The organism is Agrobacterium sp. SORGH_AS 787 (assembly GCF_030819035.1).
Classification (GTDB): domain Bacteria; phylum Pseudomonadota; class Alphaproteobacteria; order Rhizobiales; family Rhizobiaceae; genus Agrobacterium; species Agrobacterium larrymoorei_B.
In genome coordinates, this window is sequence record NZ_JAUTBG010000002.1 from 1,814,816 (window position 1) to 1,836,737 (window position 21,922).

Below are 21,922 nucleotides of genomic sequence, written 5' to 3' on the forward strand. Positions count from 1 at the left end.
TCAATTCATTGGGACTTTGTCCCTTGCCTCCACGGTTTGGGGCGTGGCGACAAGGACCAGTCTTGCTGCTCACAAAAGCATGGCCCAATTGTCCCTGTGGTCTTAGAGGTCTTCCATGCGTCTCAAATCCGAAATCTTCGTTTCCGCCCTCATGCGCCGTGTGTTCGGTGCAGGTGATTTTGCCGCTGTCGAACGCAAGGGGGCCGAAGAGGCTGGGGCGATCTTCATCCGCCAACGCCTGCGGGATGGGCGCGAAAATCTTTATGGTCCAGCACCCCAGAGTTTTGCGGAAGACGAGGAGGTTCGGGCCGAGCGCCGTTTCGAACGGCGCCTCACTGGAGCGCAAGCGCAGGAGGTGGATGCGCTTTTGGAAAAGGAGCGTCGCTTCGACGCCGATCTCTGGGTGATCGAACTTGAAACCGACAATGTCGGCGACCTCTTCACCATCGTGGGGTGAAAGGGACTTTCCTTCTCCGCAACCGGTGACCGAGCTTAACGGCGCACCACAAGTTTATGGGCCTGAATTGGCTCCTCACGACGCTCTGTAGCGTCAGCGCCCGAATTGATCGTGTAGCGATCTGCCCGTCGCCAGCTTTCGATGCGCTCCTCGCACTCTGCTGTCTCCAACGACTCCAGCATGGATTCCGCTCGGCTGATGTCGCCGACAAGCTGGCGCATATGCGGATAGAAACATTCGAGGATAAAGATGGCCTCGTCGGTGTCCATGCCGATCCCGACAAGGGTTGTCGCCAGTTGCCGGCCGGAAATATCGAGAAGGATACGCTCCGACAGCCAATGGCTCGCAGAAAGGGAGTCCGCGAGCGTGGCGGCGAAACGGCTTGCATCGCGTTCACGGGCAAAGCGTACCAAGAGTGCCTCCTGTACGTCCGTCAGGCGGCGAACGCCAAGCGTGTCGCCCGCAGGACGGTGCATTTGGCGCGCCATGGTCCGCAGTTGTCTGCGCAGCTTCTCTTCTCGCTCGGCCCGTGCCTCGCTTTCGGTCTGTGCCGCTTGAAATGCAGACGTATGAAGACTTTCGTGCGTGGAGCCCGTCGCGTGCCGCGAGTGGCGTAAGCCCACCAGGGCATCCACGACAGTGGGGGAGAGATCTTCGCGCCGCACGATTGTGCGAGCATGGGCGGCGCCTTGCGTTCGCGCGATCGCAATCAGTGTCTCGTCATCCAGCGCCTTTGAGGAAACGAGGAACGGTGCAGACAGCGACAGCGGCTGGCTTGCAATGAAGAACGCGACGGCGGAAGGCACGTTGGGGTTCTGCGAAAGCGCTGCAATCGCCTCTCTCTTCGCTTCAGCCGTGGAGGCTGAAAACAGCGGCAGGAACAGCTCTGCGAACTGTCGCAACTCTGATTTTGACGGGTGAGGCAAGCCTTCGAAACTCGAGACGGTCGCCATCAATACCACGTCCTTCTTCCTCTCGGCCCTTGGCCGTTCCAGTTCTCGAAAACGGTCTGTCAACGCAATACCCAACCAGACGCAAAACTACAGGAGCGTTCAAACTATAATGAATGCGTTGCCTGACTGTTTGGTCACAACACATTCGCCGTACCTTGAACCACCGACCATAATGGTAAAGAGAGATTAAAATTTGATTGAGTTAGGCCGGATGGTAAGAGAAATTTAGCCTTGTGGATAACCCACTCCGTTAAGGATTGAAGGCTTAGGCGACATCGCTGAAGGTCGCAGAAATCAGGCCAAATTCTTCTGAATTCTCAAGTTTGAAGAACTTAGTGAAGACGCTGGACGGCAGCGTCGCAGGCACCTCACCGCGATTGGGAACTTGGTTCCCTGTGAAAAAGAGAGCCAGAACTTCCTCCTCAGTCAGGCGTGGGACGTAAAGGCAGAAATAGAACCACACCGCGCCTGATCTTCGCAGAACATCGCGGGCAGGTGGATCGTCCGACAGGACGTTCGGCGTGGCGTCGTGAGGATAAAAGATGCCGATGGTGCCTAAAACATCATCCTCCACTAGTTCGTAATCGAACGAGTGAGCCTGGAAGAGATCGGAGAGGGTTTTCATTATTGATAAAGTCCATTCAAGACTGTTGTTTCCTGAACGTATTTATCTGGCTGCTTCACAACCCCTGATCTATGTGGCAATTGTCGATTATCGTCAGGGCAGGGGTTCGGAATGCGCTTATATTACTATACGAAACTTCAGTACGGCCTCGCCGCAATCCGTGACAAGCGTATCAAGATTTCCCTCTATGATAGCCTCAACGACCCGTTCGATTTCTTAGGACTGGCAATCGATCATCGTTCAGAACGACGTAGACTCTCAAAAATCAAGAAAGAACTCAGCGCGTCTTTTGGCATCGTCTGCTTGAGTGAGACTTGGAAAGAACCGCTGATGTGGGGTCACTATGCGGACTCTCATCGGGGCATCTGCCTTGGTTTTGAGGTAGAGGCGGGGGGCCTACAGCGCATCCTTTATCGTAAAGAACGTTCAAGACTTGAGGACTTCGGTAGAACCAAGGTTTCGCAACTGACCGAAGAAGACAAAGTCGAAATTTCGCGCAGGAAGTTTGACCGTTGGGAGTATGAGCGCGAGTGGAGACGTGTCGTTGCTTTAGGCGAGCCAGACTACGTTGATAATAATTACTATCTACCATTCAATGAATCCATTCAGTTGAAAACGGTTTTGTTCGGTTTGAAGGCCAGCGTTTCCACGGCCCAAGTCACTCAAATTCTGGCTGACAATCCCGAAGCCAGAGTCGCCTTCACGCGACCGGCGTTCACCAGTTTCGATGTCGTAATTGATCAAAATAAAACCTGCACCAACGTTCCGAAAGAGCGCAGGACTCTATCGTTGCCTGTTCCTGAAAGTATGGAGTTTCACCACGCTCTGGAAACTGGTTTTGCAGATATGTTCGATTATATCATAAATGAGCGGCTACCTAACATTTTTCAGAAGGCTCATTCCGCTTTCGGTGAACGGACGGTGAAATTACCGAGCGAGCCGACGCGCACCAATACGGACACGATTTCGGACGAGCGGAGGTAGTTCACAACCACTGATCTATATGGCAATTGTCTTATACCATCAGGGCAGCGGATCACGAATGATATTGTTTTATTATACATCCTTGCGCCACGGCCTCTCCGCTATCCGGGAGCGAAGGTTGAAGGTCTCCAGATTCGATACGCTGAATGACCCTTATGACCACGTTAATATTTTCGTTAGAGAGGCAGACGACGTTGAGGAGCATCGTCGGATCAAACAACAGGTTCTTGATCAAGAGGGCGTGATATGTATGTCCCGCACGTACGAGCAGCCACTTCTATGGGGCCACTACGCCGATAATCATAGAGGAATGTGCTTGGTATTTGAGGTACCAGAAGACAATCAATGGCGCGACATCGACTATGTGGAACACAGACCGAAAGTCAGACGGTTTGGTGTCAACAGATTTAGGGATCTTTCGAAATCCCAATTGCTAGATATCGCGCATACAAAATATGACGGTTGGGAATATGAGGAAGAAGTCAGGCGATTAGTTTTTCTTGACGATTACGACTTTGCCGACGATATCCACTATCAAGAATTCGATGATTTTATGCGCTTCCGAGGAGCGTTGTTCGGTTCTAGGTGTACTATTAGCCAAAAACAATTAGCGGCGCTTTTGGCCTTTGACGAAGGCTTCCACTACTCATTCACCAAGCCAGCAGGCGCAGCCTTTCGCGTTAGGCTCGATACCGATGAAAACCGTAAACGGCATCTCGCTGAAAACCGATGGATACGACGGAGGCCAAACGGTGAATTGATACTGGACGGCAGGCGGGTGGTTTGGTGAAAAATTAGAAAAATTACCGAATGACCATATAAATAAAAACCAGAACGAAAAAGGGGGGATACCCCCTGCAGCCCACCCCCTACACAAACGCGCACACGCGGCCACACGCTTCGATCAGGGCGATCCTGGCCCACCTATAGCCACCAACCTTGTTGCGTTCACACGGCGTTCTGTGCGGCGTGTCTATTCAAGACCCTTTTGACCTGCATTGCGCTGTAGGTGGAGCCTCTGGTTGTCTTGAAGCCATTGTCATTCAAGCGCTTTGCAAGAGCGTTGAACGATAGGGTGTTCCAGCCGGGGATTGATTGGATATCTTTCATTGCCTTGGCAGCGTTATCGATGCCGATAGCAATCTGCGTCTTATGAATATCCTTGGAGTTCGAACGGGATCCACCCAACTTGATCCCACGTTCTTTGGCCTGTGCCAATGCCGCCTTGGTTCTAGCCGATATAGCGCGGGCTTCTTCTTCGGCCATAACCGCCATAATTTGCATCATCATTCGATTGGCCGAAGGCATATCAACGGCGCGGATTTCAACGCCTGCCTCAAGCAGGTTGGCAATGAACGCAACATTACGGGCCAAGCGGTCGATCTTCGCTACCAGAAGCGTTGCCTTGGCCTTCTTAGCGTAAGCAAGCGCCTTGGCTAGTTCAGGCCTTGAAGCCCTCGTGCCGCTTTCCACTTCGATGAACTCGGCAAGGATATCGTCGCTTGAAGCGAAGGCTTTAACGGACGCTTTTTGAGCATCGATACCGAGACCGGAGACACCCTGCTTTTGGGTGGAAACGCGGTAGTAAACAACGAAGCGTTCGGCCATAGGATTCAAGTCTCCCTCTAATGGCCGTTTGTAACTCCTAGCAACGGGCGTTGCAAGTTGTTATACCCAATATAAATGAGTTAAATCAGTCACTTATGAATTGACTGTGAGGCCAGAGGCTGGATCGCAGATCGTGAAAAAATCGTGAAATTTGAAGAAATTTAGAGAAGTATGCGCGGATCACCCGATCACGCGCAGAACTCCTTATCGATGTTTTCACTGTTGGAAAAGTCGTGAATGCAGAATCATATCTCGATACTGAGAGAAAGAGGCCTTCGTGATCGCAGCCTTGTTGTGGTGCGCTTTTGCTTCGCCGAGAATGCTTCTGTAAAGATAACCGGGGAGACGATTGTCACCGGTGTTTCTCATATGATTCTGACTATCGTGCAGCGCATCACTAATTTTCATCCGTGCCATCTTTCCGATGTTATGAAATACATCAACGTAGGACAACACGTCACCGTGATGGTCGTACTTCCATTGGTTCTGCAAACGCTGCATTCGATCACGTAAACTAACGTCATCTATCTCACCAGTGCATACGAATTCGCAGATCAGCGCAAACAAATAGGTAAGTTCAAGAGGATACGGCTCGTCCCAAGCGGACGTGATATCCATCAATATGTCAAGCGCTTGCTTGACAGGCCGGATGTTCATTTCAAAACGCTCGGCTGTATCGTTCAGGAATATAGCGAAGTCGTGTAGACCTGCGTCCGGTATGGGCAAAGTCCATTTCGCAATGTCGGTTCCGCGGTCCTTCAGAATGTTCAAAATGATCTTTTCATTGGAAGCCTCTGGAAGTTTGTACGTCCTGTTGAAAAACCGCCCAAGGTACTCTCTGCTTTTAAACTCGTTCCCGTAGACTGCTTTTACGGAATGACTGAGCGAGGTCGTATCTGTTGCAATTAGAAATACGACGTTTGGAATGTCGAAGAGATGCTTGATTCTCTCAAGCATCGAAATGGCGTAGGTTGGCCTGCATCTATCTAATTCGTCAATGAAGATGAACAGAGGCAAAGGATGCTTCTTGGCATCCTTCAACGCCTCGATGATCAATTTCAAGCCCCCTTGGAATCTGTCGAGACTGTCCTTGGTTTGGTTGATCATATCAATTCGAGTTTGAGCGAACTTGTCGATTGCCGCGTCAGTGAATGAGTCGATTGTATTGTTGACCGTCTCGGCCATCTCTTCCGCAAAGCCTCTTTCAGACGGTTTGTCGTCGCTTTTCGTCGTGTTGTCGAAAACGCTCGTGACTTCCTCGACGCCGTTTTCGGCAACTTTATTGATTGCCTTTTTCAGTACGGCTTTGCTAAGCGCCCACGTTATATTGAGGAATTCAGACCGCACGACCCGCAGGCCATTTTGGAACTTTTCAGTTTTGGTAATTTCTTTTTGATCCTCGATACTTTTGAAGTACCGATCCAATGCGGCAACGACTATCGAAAAGGGGTCGTCAACAAAATCGTACTGCCAGGCATTTATAAAGATGGCCGGGTGTCCTGCCTCAACTACCTGATTGCGCAATGCGTTTAGAAAGAAAGTTTTGCCCTGACCCCAAGGCGCATCGATGTTGAGAACGAAAGACCCTTTTTGGGTACGAACATTTTCATCATTACGACCCTTTGCTAAACGGTAAAGGAACTCTCCGTCCCACTCGCGGTCAAGCAAATCATCTTTCCAAGCATTTGTTTCCATAGCACCTACCGAACCTCGTCTGAAGGAATTGAATCCCTACTGCGCTAAAGTTGCAATGACCGATAGGCTCTACCCACAGAAAGTCTTGACTCTAGCCTCTGGTTACTAACCGCAAACAATTGATGCCATTGAATGGAAAAGAAGTGTTAGCGTCCTGCTGAAGATTTGACTATCGGCACTGGACACTCCATCGTTTCACTGTCGAAACGAGATCTAGCAAAAGTGAAGACTTGAGAATTAAGGGTGGACTGCATCAACTTATAACCGCGAACCATCGCCCCCGATGAGTGTTATTAGGGTACGAACAGGGTGGTGTGAGCACCAGTGCCTAATGTCAATAGAAGAATAGTTCATTGATCTCGCTAGGAAAGGCTAGCAAGATTGAGCCTACATCGCCTGTAGATCGTCAGCGTTTAATACCTGTAGCAATTTGGATTGCTGCAATCTGAGTTCATTATCATCGAAGTGCAACTTGATGCGCCGTTTATCAACTGCGCCAAGGAAGACGTGCGTCTTCACTTCAAAAATATGCGGTATACAAAGGAAGTGGATATGAGTGAAAAATCAAAATCGTCGTCTCGTAACCGTGTGATTGTCGCCGGTCTGCGTTGGCTGATTAAGCAGTTTGTGGTCGCAGTAATCTTTCCTTTGTTGGTGATTTATCTGACGACCTATTTGCAGGGTGGGGAGGCACGGCCACCTTCCCAAAACTACTATGTTGCCTCGACCTGAGAATGGCCGAAAGGGGAGGCCTGCATCGGCCACTGTTATTCGTACTTAAGCGGGAGTTCTTCGTCCGCTGAAAATGAGTCCAGAAGGTTTTCGCTTTGCCAAAATAGGCTCTTGTCTTTGAAGTCGTATTTTAGACGCGCCTTATCGTCTACCTGCTTTCTGATCATTGTCTGGTCAAGCAGGACCTTGAATGAGGTGTACGCAGGCCTTGTAATGCCGATCTTCAGTGACGGGTTAGAACTCAAGATACTGGCTATGCGTTCCTTCCCAACCTTAGCCCTGTGACCAAATATCAGACCGATTGGCATCATCGCGCGATCAAAGTAACCGAAATCTAGATTCGTGACATAGTCCTTCTCTTCATAAATATAGAACCTTCGCCACTCCTGCTCATATGTCCAGAAGTCCGACTTGATGGTTGAAATTTCTTCGAGTTGGTCGTGGCTTAAATCTTCGATACTTTTGACGTTGTATGCTTCGATACCCAAGCGCTTGTTAGCGTATTGAACCTTTCGCCATTCGGTCGGGTCAACGCGTAATGCTACGCAAACCCCTGCGTGTTTATCGGCGTAATGGCTCCACATAAGCGGTTCGTTCCAGTTCTCACTGGCGCAAATCATACCGCCCTTGCTAGTGAGCCTGTCACGGATCTTCTTCAAGTCATTGCGCTGCTCTTCCGTTTTCGCCGCGATGTTGAGAATGTCGAATGGATCATTGAGGGTATCGAAGGACGAAATCTTGATGCGCTTGTCCCGTATTGACGTCAGGCCGTGAACTAGCGAAGTGTAGTAATAGAGGATCATAACGCCATCTCGGATAAACTTAGGGACGATGAACGTTCACTAGTTCAACCTAATGCGGCAGGCAAGGCGGATGGTTCTGGATAAGGAAAAAGCCCCGTTTAGCAGGCTTGTTCGTGAATTGTTATCCTGACCGAATTGGACATTGCTACTGCTAAGAAATCCTCGTCCGATAGCGTTGCCATTTCGATGAAGCGCCGTTCGTTCTCGGCCCAATACCAGTCGTTTGGATGCACCGGACCTTTATTGAACCGATTATCAAAGTACCCGCACCATACATTGTCGTCGCTAGCCGTCCCATCGAACCATTCCCAGAACGCGCCTGTGCCGTAGTGAATGCGACCGTCCCTGCAAAGAATATTCTCTTCGGTATGGCCGTGAAGTTCTTCCGAGTATTTTACAACGCCGTGATCAAGAGCAGCGAGCGGTTCGGGCTTGCCGTAGATGATAGGTTCGCTCATACGGGTAGCCATCGGAACGAAACCCCATCAAATAAGATGGGTCGTCGTAACATAGGTATTGTGACCAAACAATAGACCTTGACGCGCTGTTAACCACAGGCGCCGGCAAGGAGATTTTTAGGCTTATTCACAGCTGTTTTGTCAACGAAAGGATTTCCAGTCTCGATGGGAACCGCAAGCACTCATTCGCGTTTATCACTCATACGCCGCCATTAAGGCGCAATGGCTTCAAATTGGGGGAAGGGCTGAGAGCGGCATATTAGTATTAACCTTTGCTTAACTTCCCGATGATTCTAATGTCGTGGGCAAGTCCGAGATTCGGTGCTAGAGTTCCGACATGAACAAGCCTTGAGGGGCGGACCGCGCGTCCAAACCCTGGTTTAATGCCCAGTCCGTGGACTGGTGATGCCCGATGTAGTGGTACTGGCATTCCATATTGGCTTGATGCCGCGGTCCTGAAGATTTCGGCACGCAGATCAAAAAGAGATTTTGCTGAAAAGCTCGATATGGCGCTTCCTCATGCTGGATCGTCGCATGCAACGTCATACATAGCGATCCGGTCAACAACATCCGTCGTGCCTGTGAAAGGAGATGGCAATGGCAGACATTATTTCGATTTCGACGGCGATACGCCGTCCTCAAAAAAGGACCGAGGCCGACGCGATTGCAGCAGGCCCAGCCCAGCTACTGTTTTTCACCGGCGTGCGCTACGAGCGTTGCGAGTTCGCCGATAAGACAAAGACGCGTAAGCGCAAGGTCAGCGGGACGGCTTCTTCTGAAGCGGCTCTCACCTCCTGATCGATATCTCTATTAAGGCCGTCTGGAGTGCGCCTACTTCAAAGACGCAGGCTCGCATGTAGCCTCTCCCAGGAACCGCTCCGCTTCTTCCAGGAAGCTCGCCTGCGGTACCATCGTTCGTAAAACGGCGTAGCCTTCGTTGCGACCTGCTTCCACCAAAATCGATTTCGATAGCGCCTGGACTTGCGCCTTGCGAATAGCACCGCTCTGCTCCGGGCTGGAGATCAAAATATCCAGTTCACCGCCCGCCGATGTGCGGTCGTTCATGCTGAAGATCTCATTCGACGCACTGTCGAAGATCGCGATCGACCAGAACGGCACCGCACCGAAAGCCGAAAGCCTGACCGGCTTTTCTTCGACATTATAGGTGCAGACGGCAACCCGCATGAACGGATCCTCACTGCCGAGGCCACCCTTTTGATGGCCATCCTTGTCGACCAGATGAAAACGATTGGGCACAGCCTGGAACACCGCGCGCGTGTAAGCGTCGCGGTTGGAGAAGTGCGGGATCGAGAAGAGGATGAGGAGGTGGAGAACAGCGGCACCAACCAAGCCCGTGAAGACGGCGAGAATGACCCTAAGCATTGCCGCAATCCGTCTTGTCAATGGTTGGCATGGTGATGTCGATCAGGCCGGCACTTCCAGCAATCGGGGTATCGAGCAGGGTCAGTACCAGCTTGAAATTGCCGGTTGCCGGCACGGCAAGCCAGTTGAAGGGCGTTGCGGTCGACGCAAGCGTAATGGAAACCCCGCCTTCGGGGCCATGCAGGAGATTGCGCGAGTTAAGCGCGACAGGCCGTCCGGAGCCGTCATCCAGGAGATTGCCCTGCTGATCGGCAACATAGACGGTCCAGAAGCGGGCAGGCGGCAGTTTGCCGGTGAGAGTGTAGCGGCACTGGCCGGTGAGGCGTTGACCGCTGCTGTCATTCGCCGCGGTAAAGGCCAAACCTTCGGCCGTTCCGTAGAGAAGCTTGCCCGCATCAGCCCGGTGGGCCTTGGCATAGGGGTCTGCCTCGATCGTCTGTGATTCGGGAAACGCATCCCATGCGCCGATCTTGATCGACCCGAAACCGGATGTGGCCTCGAGCGCCACAAGGGTGGAAACAATACCACCGCCAAAGGCAATGACGAGGGAGATGGCGACAAGAAACGGAACTCGAAACACGCTGCTTTCCCGATTTGGAGCAGCGTCACGGTTAGCATTGATTCCGACTCGGGGAAATGCCTTGCATGAGGGATGAACCGGCCTTTACCGAAATATTCCGCTTCTTGAATATGCGTTACGTAAGGGACACCGGCGACAGATTATCGAAGCGCCGCCCTCATGGGCGGTGGCAGACGCGCCAGACCTGCATCCGCCCCGGCGCAAAAGAGAGTGTCGGGCAGAGTTCCGGACGCCATAAAAAGGGCCGGTCAACCGATCAGGTCGCCGGCCATTCTTCATCGTCGATATTTCTCAATTCGTAGGGGCGGGTGATGCGGGAGCTGCGGGCTGCGCAGGTGCCGCAGGCTGGGCAGGAACTGCGGGTGCTGCTGGTTGTCCCGCTTGGGCAGTGCCGCCGGACGATGCGCCGGAGACATCGTCGGTCGCAATCGGTGCCGGTGTGACAGCGCCATCTGCGGCTGCGACACGCCACACCGTATTGCCCGCATCATCTGCCACCAGCAGGGCGCCGGTGCCATCGATGCCGACGCCGACGGGACGGCCTCTGGCCTTGTCGCCTTGAAGGAAGCCCGTTACCACGTCCTGCGTCTTGCCCACGGGTTTGCCGTTTTCGAAGGGCACGAAGGTCACCCGATAACCGTTGAAGGCCGTCCTGTTCCAGCTCCCATGTTCGCCGATGAAGGCACCGTTCTGATAGGGGGCGGGCAGCGCCGAGTTCAGCGAGAAGGTCAGGCCAAGCGCCGCGACATGGCTGGACAGCGCGTAATCCGGCTTGATCGCCTTTTCCACCATATCCGGCCGGAGAGGATGCACGCGGTCATCCACATGATTGCCGTAATAGCTCCAAGGCCAGCCGTAGAAGCCGCCTTCCTTCACCGAGGTCATGTAGTCCGGCACAAGATTCGGCCCGAGCTCATCGCGCTCGTTGATGACGGCCCAGAGTTCCTTGCTTTCGGGGTTGAAGGCAAGACCGTTCGGATTGCGCAAGCCAGATGCGAACAGCTTCCACGCGCCTGTCTGGCGGTCGACCTGCAAAATGGCAGCGCGGTTCTTTTCGGCCTCCAATCCGTTTTCGGTGATGTTCGAGTTCGAACCGACGGAGGCATAAAGGAACTTGCCATCGGGGCTCAGCGCCAGATCCTTTGTCCAGTGGTGGTTGATCGGACCACCGGGAAGTTGTGTCAGCACACGCGGTTCGGCGGTGATTTCGTTCTGACCCAGTTGATAGGGGTAGGCGAGAATTTCATTGGAGGTTGCGACATAAAGCGTATTGTCGGCAAAGGCGACGCCAAAGGGCGAGTCGAGCTTTTTCAGAAGATCGTGGCGCTCATCCACAACGCCATCTCGGTTCGTGTCTCTGAGCAGCGTGATGATGTTGCTTTCCTTCGGCGGTCCACCGGTTTCACCATGGGCGATCGACATGATGAAGCCGCGAATGATGTCCTTGGGACGCGACGATGATTGGCCGCCTTGCGGTGCACGCGACTGCACCACCAGAACGTCGCCATTCGGTAGCGTATGCACGGTGCGCGGATTGACGAGGTCCTTCTGATAGACGGATATCTTCAGGCCTTCCGGCACCGTCGGCATCTCGCCGTCCTTCCAGCCCACCACCTCTGCGACCTTCAGGTCGGGGATCAAGCTCATGGAGGGCTCGGGAAGAACAGGGTCGGGCCCGATCTGCTGGGAAATGTCGAAATTGTCGTTCTGCTCGCTGCAGGCCGGCAGGATGAGCGCAACGCCTGCAAGCAGCAGGGCGGGGGCGAGAATGCGGGAAACCATGATCATACTCTCCAGGCCAGACGGGCGTATTTGCGGGAGGAGGCGGAAACAGCCATCAACGACACCACGAAGGTGATGGCCGAAAGCAGCAGCCCGTAAGGCACCACAGCCGTCCAACCGTCACCGGCGTGAACAAGACTGTTGATGAAGGCGAGGAGCAGCATCACGATGAAAAGGATGATGGAGACGAAGGACGGACGCATCGGTCGTGTGCGCCGGCGCAGCAGATCGATGAGACCGGCAAGAATTGCCAGACCGCCGGCGACCAGCCCCGCGAAAAGAAGCCATGAGGAAAAATTCGACCACATCAGATTGGCTGTGCGCCAATAGGCAACGTCCGTTCCGAACGCTAGCGAGAAGCAGACGAACGGGAAGGGGACGAACAGCAGCTGAAAAGGATAGGCGGAAGCTTCCCCGTGGGATGCATCACTCATGTCTTGGCTCCAACCGGCATTGAGGGGAGCGCCCAAGTCCCGACGGGCGCTTTTGTGCTCTTGCAAACGGTTGGAGGTGCGATTTGGTTGCAAGAGCTTGGGAGTTAGCAGCGCAAGAAGGTAACTTCGTTTAGGTTAGGTGTGGAAAAGGTTTAATCCAGATGCACGCGGACGAAATATTGTTTTGTTTAGCGCCTGAACAGCCGTAGGTCGTAATTGGGGTTTCTCAGTTACATCCGGGGTTTTGAATGGGTAGTTTTTCTCTTTGGCACTGGGTGATAGTGCTCGGCATTTTCGCACCTATCCCGCTCTTTTTCGTGTTTAAGCGACCGCCTGCGGGCCCTAACCGATTTGCGGGGCTGCCATACGCTATGAGCTTTGGAGAAGCGATATCGAGTTTCTTCAAAAACTATGTGAACTTTTCATCAAGAGCGAGCCGATCGGAGTTTTGGTATTCAATTCTGTTCCTATTCCTGATCTCGATTGTAGCCGACATGATCGATCGATCGAGAGTTCTTGGCCTGATATGGAACCTCGCGACTTTAGTGCCTCTCATCGCAGTCAACGCGCGTCGTCTTCACGATCTTAATCGAAGCGGATGGCTTCAGCTTTTCTGGTTTCTCTTTCCCATCGGCTGGCTGATTTTGATTATATGGTACTGCTTCCCGGCTGCCGACGGACCCGCATTGAAAAGAGGGACAGACTCGCAACTCGGTAAGGATCCAGCTGAAACTTTCCGGTAATCAAAGGGTCACCTTCAATGCGCTTAGCCTCCAACGCCGAAGCGGCCACGCTTCGGCTGGAGAAGTCTCTACATTTTCAAAAACTGCTGAAGCGGCGCACTGACGTGAAGAGTTCGAGGTGTGAAAGATCCCGTTCTAAGTATATCCGAGGACTGTCTACAGTAACGTAGTGCTGATCAGTCTTGACACCCAACATCGGGTAGTCGGGTGTTCTTGCGCACTAGTTTCCAACATCCGCCACCTTCTGCGGCGACAAGGTCGGCGCTGAAGCCTCTTTCAACTGCTGGCCGACGGCGCGAAGAATGCGGGTGGCTTCGGCGGAAAGAGAGCGGGGGCGGGTGAGTGCTGGAAGCGCGTTGGCATCGGCTGATGCAACCTGCGCGCCATTGGCGGCAGGTTGTGGGCGCGAGCCCGTTGGCAGCGGGTTCTGGATGCCGGGAATGGGACGCAGTTCCATGCCTTGGTGGGCATAGTCCATCAGCCGCTTGAAGGTCATGGCGGGAAGCGCGCCGCCGGTCATGTTGTTCATCGAGGTGAAGTCGTCGTTACCGAACCACACGGCAGTCGTGTAGTTACCGGTAAAGCCGACATACCAGGCGTCACGATAGGCCTGCGACGTTCCGGTCTTGCCGCCGGACACGATGCCATTGTCCAGCGCTCCCCGCCGCGCGGTTCCCTCCACCGGAATCGTCACCAGCATACGGTTCATCTTCGAGGTCGCTTCTTCCGAAAGCACACGATGGGCGGGCGGTTCATCGCGGTCGAAGTCATAGAGAATCTTGCCCTCGTAATCGAGAACCTGCTCGATGCCATGACGGCGCGATTGCATTCCATTGGCGGGAAAGACGGCGTAGCCCGTCGCCTGATCCAGCACGGTCAGTTCCGACGTGCCGAGCGGAATGGTCTTGTCGCTGCGAAGCGGCGTGGCAACGCCCATTGCCTTTGCCGTGTCGACGATGATCTGCGTGCCGAGTACGTCCTTGGCGAGCCGCACCGGCACGGTGTTGTAGGATTTCGCGAGCGCCGTCTGCAGTGTCACCTTACCGGCATAGGAGCGGCCGTAATTCTGCGGCGACCAGCCCCGCCATGTGACCGGCGCATCGGAGATCAATGTCTCCGGCTTGTAGCCCTTTTCCATGGCGGCAGAGTAGGTGTAGACCTTGAACGAAGAACCCGGCTGACGAAGGGCTGCCGTTGCGCGGTTGAACTGGCTTTCGCCATAGTCACGACCACCGACCATGGCGCGGATACCGCCGCCATTTTCGATCATCACCATCGCGCCCTGCTTGACCTTGTAGCCCTCGCCAAATTCTCGGAGGCTGCCTTCCATGGCCTGCTCGGCAGCCTGTTGCAGGCCGGTATCGATGGTGGTGCGAACCACCACGGTGTGGTCCTTGATCTTGCCTTCCCGGGCCAAGCGCTGGACTTCGTCAAAGGCCCAATCAAGGAAGTAGTCGGGTGCCTGCACCTCTTCGCGGTCGATAACGGTTGCCGGGTTGCGACGCGCACCCACAACCTGGCCTTCGGTCATCAATCCACCCTGGACGAGGTTGGAGAGAACCGTGTTGGCACGTGCACGTGCCGCCGGCAGATTGACATGCGGCGCGTATTTCGCCGGAGCTTTAAACAGACCGGCAAGGATGGCGGATTCCGCCAGCGTCACGTCGGAGAGGTTCTTGCCGAAATAAAATTGGGCAGCTGCTGCCGCGCCAAAGGTGCCGCCGCCCATATAGGCGCGGTCGAGATAGAGCGCGAGGATTTCCTTCTTCGACATATTGGCTTCCAGCCACAATGCCAGGAAGGCTTCCTTGATCTTGCGCTCCAACGAGCGCTCATTGGTGAGGAACAGGTTCTTGGCAAGCTGCTGCGTCAGCGTCGAGCCACCCTGTACGACGCCACCAGCCCGCGCGTTCTCGCTCATGGCGCGGGCAAGGCCGATGAAGTCTATGCCGAAATGGTCGAAGAAGCGCCGGTCTTCCGTTGCCAGAACCGCCTTGATGAAGTGATCCGGCATCTGGTCGATCGGAACGGAATCCTCGTGAATGATGCCGCGATGGCCGATCGTGTTGCCGTAGCGATCGAGGAAGGTCACCGCAAAATCGCCGCGGTAGCGCCAGTCTTTCTTGGTTTCCTCGAAGGCGGGAAGTGCGAGTGCCAGCATGACGACGGAGCCGGCTGCACCGACGGTCAGCGCATTGCAGGTCATGTTGACAAGAAATTTCTTCCAGCCGCGCACATGCAGTTTGCGAGAGGCGATCGTCACCTCTTCCCAGAAATCGAATGCACGGGATGCGGCTGTCCACAGGCTTGAATCGATCCAGGAATCGATGCGAAGCAGAATATGGCGTTTACGGCGCGCCGGTTTCTTGTTGTTGTCTTCCTGCACCTGAAACGTATTCCTGTTCGATGTGGTGAGTGAACGCTTGACGCGGTTACCTTGCGCGGGTCATTCCTCACCACCACTCCGCCGGATTTAAGAATTATCTTATAATCCAGCCCATGGCGATACGACAAAACGGGCTTTCCTATTTGATGCCCGAAGATGCAAAATGAAACGGAAATCTTAACGATGAGTGACGCGCCGTTCTGGAAAACCAAATCGCTGGCGCAAATGAGTAACAGCGAATGGGAGAGCTTGTGCGATGGCTGTGGCCTGTGTTGTCTCAACAAGCTGGAAGACTGGGATACGGGCGAGGTGGTGTTCACCTCCGTCGCCTGCCAGCTGCTGGACGGCACAAGCTGTCGCTGTTCCGATTACGAAAACCGGCGCGCCACCGTGCCTGATTGTATCCAGCTCGATCTGAAGCTGGTCGATGAGATCGGCTGGTTGCCGCCCACCTGTGCCTACGCGTTGGTCCGGGACGGGAAGGATCTCTACTGGTGGCATCATCTGGTCTCGGGCGATCCCGAAACGGTTCATATTGCGGGCATTTCCGCACGTGGACGCACGGTCAACGAGAAGGACGTCCCTGTGGATGATTTCGAAGACTATGTGGTGGACTGGCCTTTGACAGTGGGATGGCGACCAGAGGCGCAAAAGCCGCGTTGAGCAGGTGGTCTGTGCCGAATGCAAACTGTCGCGAAACCCGTCCTAATCCTGCCGCATCACGTCTCTATCCCATTACCTTACTTTTCTTGTGCCCGTTCCCGGCTATGATGCTTTGCCGGATGATCAAGGACCCTGCATGCGCCAAAGTCAAAAGCATGGTCAGCGCAAAAGCGTTACGCGGTTTTGCGCTGACGATATGCCACAAAACCAGGAGCACAAGCGTGAAGAGCGTATCTGAAAGATCGCGGCACGCTTTCAGCCTTCTTTTACCGATGTGCCTCCTCGCAGCGGCTTCCACGCCAGCGCGCGCTCAGGCCGTGCAGCCCTTCGAATGCACGCTGGTCACATCGGTGGAAACCGGCGCGGTTATCAATCAGCAGGGCGCTTGCGACAGGCGCGTCTCGCCCGGCTCCACCTTCAAGGTGCCACTGGCGCTGATCGGCTATGACGCCGGAATTCTTCAGGACGAGTTCAATCCGGCCTGGGACTGGCAGAAGGGTGTGGATGCCGCACCGCAGGAGCGCAAGACGGTGGATCCCACGACTTGGCAGAAAGAGTCGATCCGCTGGTACTCGCGTGAAATCACCAGCCGTCTCGGCAAGGAAAAATTCGCCTCCTATGTAAGGCGTCTCGGTTTCGGCAATGGTGACGTGGCCGGAGATCCGGGCAAGGACAATGGGCTGACCGACTCCTGGGTCAACACGTCGCTGGAAATCTCGCCCGTCGAGCAGGTGGGGTTCATGCGGCGTCTCCTGGCCAACAACCTGCCGTTTTCTCGTGATGCGCAGAACAAGACCAAGGCCATCGTTCCGGTGTTTGACGGCGCGGAAGCCTGGAGTGCTCATGGCACGACGGGTACCGGCACCATGAAAGGGCCGGATGGCAAGCCAGATCCCAATCGGCCCTTCGGATGGTTCGTCGGCTGGGCAGAGCGCGAAGGTCAACACATCGTTTTCGTTCGCCTGCGCGTCGGTGACAAGCCCTCGGAGCAGCCGATGGGCGAGGTGGTGCGTGGCGAGTTTCTGCGCGATATTCAGCGCTACGCCACCCATCGGTAGAAGCGGTCATGTCTGATGACGCGGCAAGCAATGTGATCGCGCTGTACCAGGCATATGCTGCCGATTTTGATCGATCGCGCAGCCGCGAACTCATGGAGAAACCCTGGCTGGACAGGTTTCTCGCGCATTTGCCGCCCAAGGCGTCGATACTGGACATGGGCTGTGGGGCCGGGGAGCCGATAGCGCGCTACTGTATCGAACGCGGGCATCAGCTGACCGGCATCGATGCCTCCATCTCCCTGATTTTGCTGTGCCGTGAGCGATTTCCTGGCCATCGATGGCTTGTCGGGGACATGCGCGATCTGCGCTTGGACAGGCGCTTTGATGGTTTGATCGCCTGGCATAGCCTCTTTCACCTGACGCCGGACGACCAGCAAATTGTCCTCGAAAGGAGCATGCGCCGTGCAACGGAAAACGCCGTTCTGTTGTTCACGGCAGGCCCTGACCGTCAGGAAACGTTCGGACGTTTCTGTGGCCAGACGCTTTATCACGCCAGTCTAGCATTTGAGGAGTATCGGTTGATCCTCGCTGACGGTGGTTTTGAGATCATCGCACATGAGATCGAGGATCAGAGCTGTGGCGGGGCGACGATCTATTTGGCAAAGCGTAGCCGCAGTTAGCCTTTCCGGCGAGAAGCGTTACGTCCATGCGCTTTATCTTTCTGCTCGTGATCCGTGCCCCCTGTCGGCGATGCTGCCGCAGCATTTTTATTCCGATCTGGATCGCGGTCGCTCTTCTTGGCGGGCTCTCGATAAAACACTACATCTCCTCTTGACCTTCCCATGATGGGAAGCCCTACATTGATGTCGTGCCCGGTGAAACATCAGACGTTTCACCGGAAACAGACAGGGCAATCATGTGCCTCGAAAGGGGATAGCGATGAACGAGACCGTGAGACCAAACCAATTGCAGGAGCCACTTTCCGTTCCTGTGGAAGGCATGACTTGCGCGTCTTGCGTTCGGCGGGTGGAGACAGCGGCGGCGAAGGTTCCAGGCGTGGCGTCCAGTTCCGTCAACTTCGCAACAAAGAAACTCACGGTGGAGCCGGTGGAAGGGTTCTCCGCCAAAACCCTGGCGGCGGCCGTTAAAAAGATCGGCTATGAGATCGGGCCGGTTCGAACAGAGTTTTTCGTCGATGGTGTGAAAGATGAGGCTGATGCCTTACGGTTGAAGGGCGTGCTCGAGGCCGTTGCAACCGTCGTGAACGCAGACGTCGATGTTGAGGGCAAGGTTGCGGTCGAAGGCTTGGGCGGCTTGCGCCAGCGTGAGATGTTGATCGAAACGGCGAAAGCCGCTGGCTTCCCGGTTGCCGCGGCAAAGCCCACGCATCATGATCACGCTGCCCATCAGCATGACAGCGCTCATGATCACAGCCACCACATGGGCGATGAAGCGACGGTGAAGCGCGATGTGATCATCGCAGCAGTCCTGACCGCGCCGCTCTTCGTTTTGGAGATGGGTGGGCATGTTTACGCACCGATGCACCACTGGCTGATGAGCGTCATAGACACCCAGACCCTTTATTATGTCTATTTCCTGTTGGCCACCGCGGTAATCTTCGGGCCGGGACGGCGCTTTCTGAAGAGTGGCTTCCCCGCCCTTTTCCACGGCGCGCCAGAGATGAACTCACTCGTCGCCCTCGGTGTCAGCGCCGCCTATCTCTATTCCCTGGTCACGACTTTTGCGCCAGGCGTGCTGCCGGAAAATGCCCGCCATGTCTACTACGAGGCGGCCACCGTCATCGTCACGCTCATTCTCATCGGTCGGCTGCTCGAGGCACGCGCCAGCGGCAAAACAGGTGATGCGATCCGCAAGCTTGCGAGCCTCCAGGCCAAGACCGCGCGTGTCGAGCGTGACGGTGGAATCAATGACATAGCAGTGGAGGAGGTGAGGGCAGGAGACATTGTCGTCATTCGCCCCGGTGAGCGGCTACCTGTCGATGGAGAAGTGGTCGAAGGTCATTCCTATGTCGATGAAGCGATGATCTCGGGAGAGCCTGTTCCGGTGGAAAAGGCTGTGGGTGCTGGCGTTGTGGGCGGCACGATCAACAAGACAGGTGCCTTTAAATACCGCGCGACGAAGGTCGGCGGCGACATGATGCTGTCGCAGATCATCAGGCTGGTGGAGCAGGCGCAAGGCTCTAGGCTTCCTATTCAGCTGGTGGTCGACAGGGTCACCGCGCTGTTCGTTCCGGTCGTGATCGGCGTCGCGCTACTGACCTTCATCGTCTGGGCCATCTTCGGTCCGGATCCGGCCTATACATTTGCGCTGATCAACGCCGTTGCCGTCCTTATCATTGCCTGCCCCTGCGCCATGGGCCTCGCAACGCCGACCTCGATCATGGTCGGCACGGGTCGCGCGGCAGAACTCGGTGTGCTCTTCCGCAAGGGTGAAGCATTGCAGCAGCTGCGCAGTCCCGAGATCGTCGTGGTCGATAAGACCGGGACGGTGACCAAGGGTCGGCCGGAACTGACGGACCTGATCGTGGCGGATGGCTTTGAACAGAACGACGTTCTGCGCCTCGTTGCCGCAGTCGAAGCCCGTTCGGAGCATCCGATTGCCGAAGCCATCACCCGTGCGGCGCGCGAGAAAGCGGTGATCCCTGCAGAACTGGAGCCAACCAACGCGCAGAACTTTGAAAGCATCACCGGCTACGGCATCCGGGCAGTCGTTGATGGCCGTACGGTCGATGTCGGTGCGGATCGATATATGGAGAAGCTCGGCCTGTCGGTCGCACCTTTCGCCGATGCGGCGACGCGCTTGGGTCGTCAAGGCAAGACTCCGATTTACGCCGCCATCGATGGTGTGCTTGCCGCCGTCATCGCAGTTGCCGATCCGTTGAAAACCTCGAGCGTCGAGGCGATCAAAACGCTTCGCGGCATGGGCATCGACGTGGTGATGGTGACTGGCGATAACGAGGCGACGGCGCGTGCGATTGCAGATCAGGTCGGCATCGACAAGGTTATTGCCGGCGTCCTGCCGGAAGGCAAGGTGCAGGCTATCCACGATTTGCGCCAGGGTGGCAAGATCCTCGCCTTCATCGGCGATGGCATCAACGACGCGCCAGCGCTTGCCGAGGCCGATATCGGCATCGCCATCGGGACCGGCACGGATGTCGCCATTGAAAGTGCCGACGTCGTGCTGGTGGGCGGCGATCTGATGGGCGCCGTCCACGCGATCGAAATGAGCCGTGCGACGATGCGCAACATCAGCCAGAACCTGTTCTGGGCCTTCGGCTATAACGTCGCGCTGATCCCGCTTGCCGCAGGCGCGCTTTATCCCGCCTTCGGCATTACGCTCTCACCGATGATCGGAGCAGGTGCCATGGCGCTTTCCTCGGTTTTTGTGGTGGGCAATGCCCTGCGTCTCAAGACCACAAGTGTGACGAGTGGAGCGGTGAAGTCATGAATATCGGCGAAGCATCACAGGCCTCCGGCGTTTCGGCCAAAATGATCCGCTATTACGAGCAGATTGGACTTATCTCCCCCGCAACCCGGGCCGATAATAATTACCGGCTCTATGGCGATCAGGAGGTGCATAATCTGCGGTTCATCAAGCGTGCCCGCACGCTTGGTTTTTCATTGGAAGAAACTGAAGCGCTGCTGAAACTCTGGCAGGACAAGGCGCGGGAAAGCTCGGCGGTGAAAGCAATTGCTCTCACCCATATTGCCGACCTGGAGCGCAAGATCGAGGATATGAGGAGCATGGTGAAAACGCTATCGCACCTCGCCCATTGCTGTGGAGGCGACCACAGACCGGACTGCCCAATCCTCGACGATCTGGCCGGAGCCGAACCATCAAAACGGATAACAGGAAGGAAAGACCATGGCTGAGACCACATTCACAGTGCCGGATATGACCTGCGGCCACTGCGAGAAGACCATCCGCAATGCGCTTAACGAAGCGCTGCCAGGGGCTGAGGTGAGTATCGATCTTTCATCGCATAAGGTCGTGGTGGATGGCGATGCCGATAAGGCGATGGCGGCCATGCAGGAGGTGGGTTACACGCCTGAGCGAGCCGGATAGCCGGCTCGCCAACAGCAAGATCGTAGCTTTCACGGGCTCATTCAAACCTCGTCGAAAGCGCCGCCTTCTCGGGAGGGATTACGGTCGATGACACGTTCTTCTGCATCATCGGGAAGGGCCTCATCGCTTTCCTGATAAGGGTCGTCTTCCGTTTCGAGTTCGTCTTCCTCGATTTCGTGCTCCAACTCCTGCGGGATTTCGCCCTTCGCCGGGAGTTCTTCAACGTCCAGGCCGGTGATCGCCTGATCGAGTGCATCTTCACTTTCCAGAAGCGGTTCGCGCGGGTCCATCGGTTTTCCTCCTCAATGATTCGGGTTGGTTTAGGATTGGGTGGATGCGACCAGGATCGCCACCATGTAGATGACGAATGCCAAGATACCGATGCCCGCGATCACCAACACAATGCCTTTGCCGGCCTTGCGTTTTTCGCCTTTGTTCTCATTCGCCTGCGTGGGGAAATGTACGGGATCTGTTTCCTTAATCTGTGTCATCTGATCGCCCTTTTTAGAATCTCGTCATTCAGGAAAGGCGCCAAAGCCGCAAAGGTTCCTA

At 55.1% G+C, this 21,922-nt stretch carries 25 protein-coding genes; 12 read left to right on the forward strand and 13 right to left on the reverse strand.

Going from position 1 to position 21,922, the window contains the following annotated elements; translation table 11 throughout:
* Positions 1 to 115 precede the first annotated feature (115 nt).
* Complete coding sequence (locus tag QE435_RS17990) at positions 116 to 457, forward strand: DUF1491 family protein (RefSeq protein WP_349042202.1); 342 nt, start codon at positions 116 to 118, stop codon at positions 455 to 457.
* Positions 458 to 492: 35 nt separating this feature from the next.
* Here QE435_RS17990 and QE435_RS17995 read toward each other — a convergent pair whose 3' ends face one another.
* Together QE435_RS17995 and QE435_RS18000 are read right to left on the reverse strand one after the other, a co-directional pair.
* Positions 493 to 1,410: a DUF2336 domain-containing protein gene (locus tag QE435_RS17995; protein WP_349042203.1), complete on the reverse strand. Its 918-nt coding sequence runs from the start codon at positions 1,408 to 1,410 to the stop codon at positions 493 to 495.
* 265 nt (positions 1,411 to 1,675) lie between these two features.
* Positions 1,676 to 2,035, reverse strand: coding sequence for a hypothetical protein (locus QE435_RS18000; protein ID WP_306931681.1), 360 nt, complete (start codon positions 2,033 to 2,035; stop codon positions 1,676 to 1,678).
* A gap of 111 nt (positions 2,036 to 2,146) precedes the next feature.
* Between QE435_RS18000 and QE435_RS18005 the strand changes: the two genes are divergently transcribed.
* Entirely contained in the window at positions 2,147 to 3,019 is an 873-nt protein-coding gene (locus QE435_RS18005; protein ID WP_349042204.1) for a DUF2971 domain-containing protein, read from the forward strand.
* A 118-nt stretch (positions 3,020 to 3,137) separates the two neighbouring features.
* Positions 3,138 to 3,809, forward strand: a complete 672-nt coding sequence (locus tag QE435_RS18010; protein ID WP_349042205.1) for a DUF2971 domain-containing protein — start codon at positions 3,138 to 3,140, stop codon at positions 3,807 to 3,809.
* Positions 3,810 to 3,967: 158 nt separating this feature from the next.
* On the opposite strand, the gene QE435_RS18015 is transcribed toward QE435_RS18010, so the two are convergent.
* Positions 3,968 to 4,627, reverse strand: a complete 660-nt coding sequence (locus QE435_RS18015) for a recombinase family protein (RefSeq protein WP_349042206.1) — start codon at positions 4,625 to 4,627, stop codon at positions 3,968 to 3,970.
* A gap of 216 nt (positions 4,628 to 4,843) precedes the next feature.
* Positions 4,844 to 6,322 carry a P-loop NTPase fold protein gene (locus tag QE435_RS18020; protein ID WP_306931689.1) on the reverse strand — a complete coding sequence of 493 codons (1,479 nt, stop codon included), beginning with the start codon at positions 6,320 to 6,322 and terminating at the stop codon, positions 4,844 to 4,846.
* 435 nt (positions 6,323 to 6,757) lie between these two features.
* Between QE435_RS18020 and QE435_RS18025 the strand changes: the two genes are divergently transcribed.
* The gene (locus tag QE435_RS18025) at positions 6,758 to 7,054 is read left to right on the forward strand and encodes a hypothetical protein (protein ID WP_349042207.1); all 297 of its coding nucleotides are present in this window, start codon (positions 6,758 to 6,760) and stop codon (positions 7,052 to 7,054) included.
* A 35-nt stretch (positions 7,055 to 7,089) separates the two neighbouring features.
* Here QE435_RS18025 and QE435_RS18030 read toward each other — a convergent pair whose 3' ends face one another.
* Positions 7,090 to 7,857 (reverse strand): DUF2971 domain-containing protein, encoded by a 768-nt coding sequence (locus tag QE435_RS18030; protein WP_349042208.1) that lies wholly within the window; start codon positions 7,855 to 7,857, stop codon positions 7,090 to 7,092.
* 98 nt (positions 7,858 to 7,955) lie between these two features.
* Positions 7,956 to 8,315 carry a hypothetical protein gene (locus QE435_RS18035; protein WP_306931693.1) on the reverse strand — a complete coding sequence of 120 codons (360 nt, stop codon included), beginning with the start codon at positions 8,313 to 8,315 and terminating at the stop codon, positions 7,956 to 7,958.
* 597 nt (positions 8,316 to 8,912) lie between these two features.
* Here QE435_RS18035 and QE435_RS18040 point away from each other — a divergent pair.
* Entirely contained in the window at positions 8,913 to 9,113 is a 201-nt protein-coding gene (locus QE435_RS18040) for a hypothetical protein (protein ID WP_306931695.1), read from the forward strand.
* A 33-nt stretch (positions 9,114 to 9,146) separates the two neighbouring features.
* Here the strand turns inward: QE435_RS18040 and QE435_RS18045 are convergent, their stop codons facing one another.
* The 4 genes from QE435_RS18045 to QE435_RS18060 form a co-directional block, all read right to left on the reverse strand.
* Positions 9,147 to 9,698: a DUF1254 domain-containing protein gene (locus QE435_RS18045; RefSeq protein WP_306931697.1), complete on the reverse strand. Its 552-nt coding sequence runs from the start codon at positions 9,696 to 9,698 to the stop codon at positions 9,147 to 9,149.
* The gene (locus QE435_RS18050; protein ID WP_306931699.1) at positions 9,691 to 10,278 is read right to left on the reverse strand and encodes a DUF1214 domain-containing protein; all 588 of its coding nucleotides are present in this window, start codon (positions 10,276 to 10,278) and stop codon (positions 9,691 to 9,693) included. The genes QE435_RS18045 and QE435_RS18050 overlap by 8 nt, the downstream gene beginning before the upstream one ends.
* A gap of 291 nt (positions 10,279 to 10,569) precedes the next feature.
* Positions 10,570 to 12,060, reverse strand: coding sequence for a sorbosone dehydrogenase family protein (locus tag QE435_RS18055; protein WP_306931701.1), 1,491 nt, complete (start codon positions 12,058 to 12,060; stop codon positions 10,570 to 10,572).
* 2 nt (positions 12,061 to 12,062) lie between these two features.
* Positions 12,063 to 12,494 (reverse strand): DUF2231 domain-containing protein, encoded by a 432-nt coding sequence (locus tag QE435_RS18060; RefSeq protein WP_349042209.1) that lies wholly within the window; start codon positions 12,492 to 12,494, stop codon positions 12,063 to 12,065.
* A gap of 248 nt (positions 12,495 to 12,742) precedes the next feature.
* Between QE435_RS18060 and QE435_RS18065 the strand changes: the two genes are divergently transcribed.
* A complete protein-coding gene (locus QE435_RS18065) occupies positions 12,743 to 13,237 on the forward strand; it encodes a DUF805 domain-containing protein (RefSeq protein ID WP_349042210.1) in 495 nt (164 codons plus the stop codon).
* Positions 13,238 to 13,457: 220 nt separating this feature from the next.
* Here the strand turns inward: QE435_RS18065 and QE435_RS18070 are convergent, their stop codons facing one another.
* Entirely contained in the window at positions 13,458 to 15,623 is a 2,166-nt protein-coding gene (locus QE435_RS18070; protein ID WP_349042211.1) for a transglycosylase domain-containing protein, read from the reverse strand.
* Between the two features lie 183 nt (positions 15,624 to 15,806).
* Between QE435_RS18070 and QE435_RS18075 the strand changes: the two genes are divergently transcribed.
* From QE435_RS18075 to QE435_RS18100, 6 genes are all read left to right on the forward strand, one after another.
* Complete coding sequence (locus QE435_RS18075) at positions 15,807 to 16,286, forward strand: YcgN family cysteine cluster protein (protein ID WP_306931707.1); 480 nt, start codon at positions 15,807 to 15,809, stop codon at positions 16,284 to 16,286.
* A gap of 272 nt (positions 16,287 to 16,558) precedes the next feature.
* Complete coding sequence (gene blaOXA / locus QE435_RS18080; RefSeq protein ID WP_349042899.1) at positions 16,559 to 17,344, forward strand: class D beta-lactamase; 786 nt, start codon at positions 16,559 to 16,561, stop codon at positions 17,342 to 17,344.
* Between the two features lie 8 nt (positions 17,345 to 17,352).
* Positions 17,353 to 17,964 (forward strand): class I SAM-dependent methyltransferase, encoded by a 612-nt coding sequence (locus QE435_RS18085; RefSeq protein WP_349042212.1) that lies wholly within the window; start codon positions 17,353 to 17,355, stop codon positions 17,962 to 17,964.
* Positions 17,965 to 18,223: 259 nt separating this feature from the next.
* On the forward strand, positions 18,224 to 20,752 hold the full coding sequence (locus QE435_RS18090) for a heavy metal translocating P-type ATPase (protein WP_349042213.1): 2,529 nt from the start codon (positions 18,224 to 18,226) through the stop codon (positions 20,750 to 20,752).
* Positions 20,749 to 21,177, forward strand: coding sequence for a Cu(I)-responsive transcriptional regulator (gene cueR, locus QE435_RS18095; protein WP_349042214.1), 429 nt, complete (start codon positions 20,749 to 20,751; stop codon positions 21,175 to 21,177). Before QE435_RS18090 ends, cueR begins: the two co-directional genes overlap by 4 nt.
* Positions 21,170 to 21,370 (forward strand): heavy-metal-associated domain-containing protein, encoded by a 201-nt coding sequence (locus tag QE435_RS18100; protein ID WP_349042215.1) that lies wholly within the window; start codon positions 21,170 to 21,172, stop codon positions 21,368 to 21,370. The genes cueR and QE435_RS18100 overlap by 8 nt, the downstream gene beginning before the upstream one ends.
* Before the next feature lie 41 nt (positions 21,371 to 21,411).
* Here QE435_RS18100 and QE435_RS18105 read toward each other — a convergent pair whose 3' ends face one another.
* Together QE435_RS18105 and QE435_RS18110 are read right to left on the reverse strand one after the other, a co-directional pair.
* Complete coding sequence (locus QE435_RS18105) at positions 21,412 to 21,660, reverse strand: hypothetical protein (RefSeq protein WP_349042216.1); 249 nt, start codon at positions 21,658 to 21,660, stop codon at positions 21,412 to 21,414.
* Positions 21,661 to 21,690: 30 nt separating this feature from the next.
* Positions 21,691 to 21,861, reverse strand: coding sequence for a hypothetical protein (locus QE435_RS18110; protein WP_306931720.1), 171 nt, complete (start codon positions 21,859 to 21,861; stop codon positions 21,691 to 21,693).
* Positions 21,862 to 21,922: the final 61 nt, after the last annotated feature.

Bases quoted from the DNA above. Each gene is read 5' to 3' on its own strand.
- QE435_RS17990 (WP_349042202.1), top strand. From the start codon at position 116: ATGCGTCTCAAATCCGAAATCTTCGTTTCCGCCCTCATGCGCCGTGTG.
- QE435_RS17995 (WP_349042203.1), bottom strand. From the start codon at position 1,410: ATGGCGACCGTCTCGAGTTTCGAAGGCTTGCCTCACCCGTCAAAATCA.
- QE435_RS18000 (WP_306931681.1), bottom strand. From the start codon at position 2,035: ATGAAAACCCTCTCCGATCTCTTCCAGGCTCACTCGTTCGATTACGAA.
- QE435_RS18005 (WP_349042204.1), top strand. From the start codon at position 2,147: ATGCGCTTATATTACTATACGAAACTTCAGTACGGCCTCGCCGCAATC.
- QE435_RS18015 (WP_349042206.1), bottom strand. From the start codon at position 4,627: ATGGCCGAACGCTTCGTTGTTTACTACCGCGTTTCCACCCAAAAGCAG.
- QE435_RS18020 (WP_306931689.1), bottom strand. From the start codon at position 6,322: ATGGAAACAAATGCTTGGAAAGATGATTTGCTTGACCGCGAGTGGGAC.
- QE435_RS18030 (WP_349042208.1), bottom strand. From the start codon at position 7,857: ATGATCCTCTATTACTACACTTCGCTAGTTCACGGCCTGACGTCAATA.
- QE435_RS18035 (WP_306931693.1), bottom strand. From the start codon at position 8,315: ATGAGCGAACCTATCATCTACGGCAAGCCCGAACCGCTCGCTGCTCTT.
- QE435_RS18040 (WP_306931695.1), top strand. From the start codon at position 8,913: ATGGCAGACATTATTTCGATTTCGACGGCGATACGCCGTCCTCAAAAA.
- QE435_RS18045 (WP_306931697.1), bottom strand. From the start codon at position 9,698: ATGCTTAGGGTCATTCTCGCCGTCTTCACGGGCTTGGTTGGTGCCGCT.
- QE435_RS18055 (WP_306931701.1), bottom strand. From the start codon at position 12,060: ATGGTTTCCCGCATTCTCGCCCCCGCCCTGCTGCTTGCAGGCGTTGCG.
- QE435_RS18060 (WP_349042209.1), bottom strand. From the start codon at position 12,494: ATGAGTGATGCATCCCACGGGGAAGCTTCCGCCTATCCTTTTCAGCTG.
- QE435_RS18065 (WP_349042210.1), top strand. From the start codon at position 12,743: ATGGGTAGTTTTTCTCTTTGGCACTGGGTGATAGTGCTCGGCATTTTC.
- QE435_RS18075 (WP_306931707.1), top strand. From the start codon at position 15,807: ATGAGTGACGCGCCGTTCTGGAAAACCAAATCGCTGGCGCAAATGAGT.
- blaOXA (WP_349042899.1), top strand. From the start codon at position 16,559: ATGTGCCTCCTCGCAGCGGCTTCCACGCCAGCGCGCGCTCAGGCCGTG.
- QE435_RS18085 (WP_349042212.1), top strand. From the start codon at position 17,353: ATGTCTGATGACGCGGCAAGCAATGTGATCGCGCTGTACCAGGCATAT.
- QE435_RS18090 (WP_349042213.1), top strand. From the start codon at position 18,224: ATGAACGAGACCGTGAGACCAAACCAATTGCAGGAGCCACTTTCCGTT.
- cueR (WP_349042214.1), top strand. From the start codon at position 20,749: ATGAATATCGGCGAAGCATCACAGGCCTCCGGCGTTTCGGCCAAAATG.
- QE435_RS18100 (WP_349042215.1), top strand. From the start codon at position 21,170: ATGGCTGAGACCACATTCACAGTGCCGGATATGACCTGCGGCCACTGC.
- QE435_RS18105 (WP_349042216.1), bottom strand. From the start codon at position 21,660: ATGGACCCGCGCGAACCGCTTCTGGAAAGTGAAGATGCACTCGATCAG.
- QE435_RS18110 (WP_306931720.1), bottom strand. From the start codon at position 21,861: ATGACACAGATTAAGGAAACAGATCCCGTACATTTCCCCACGCAGGCG.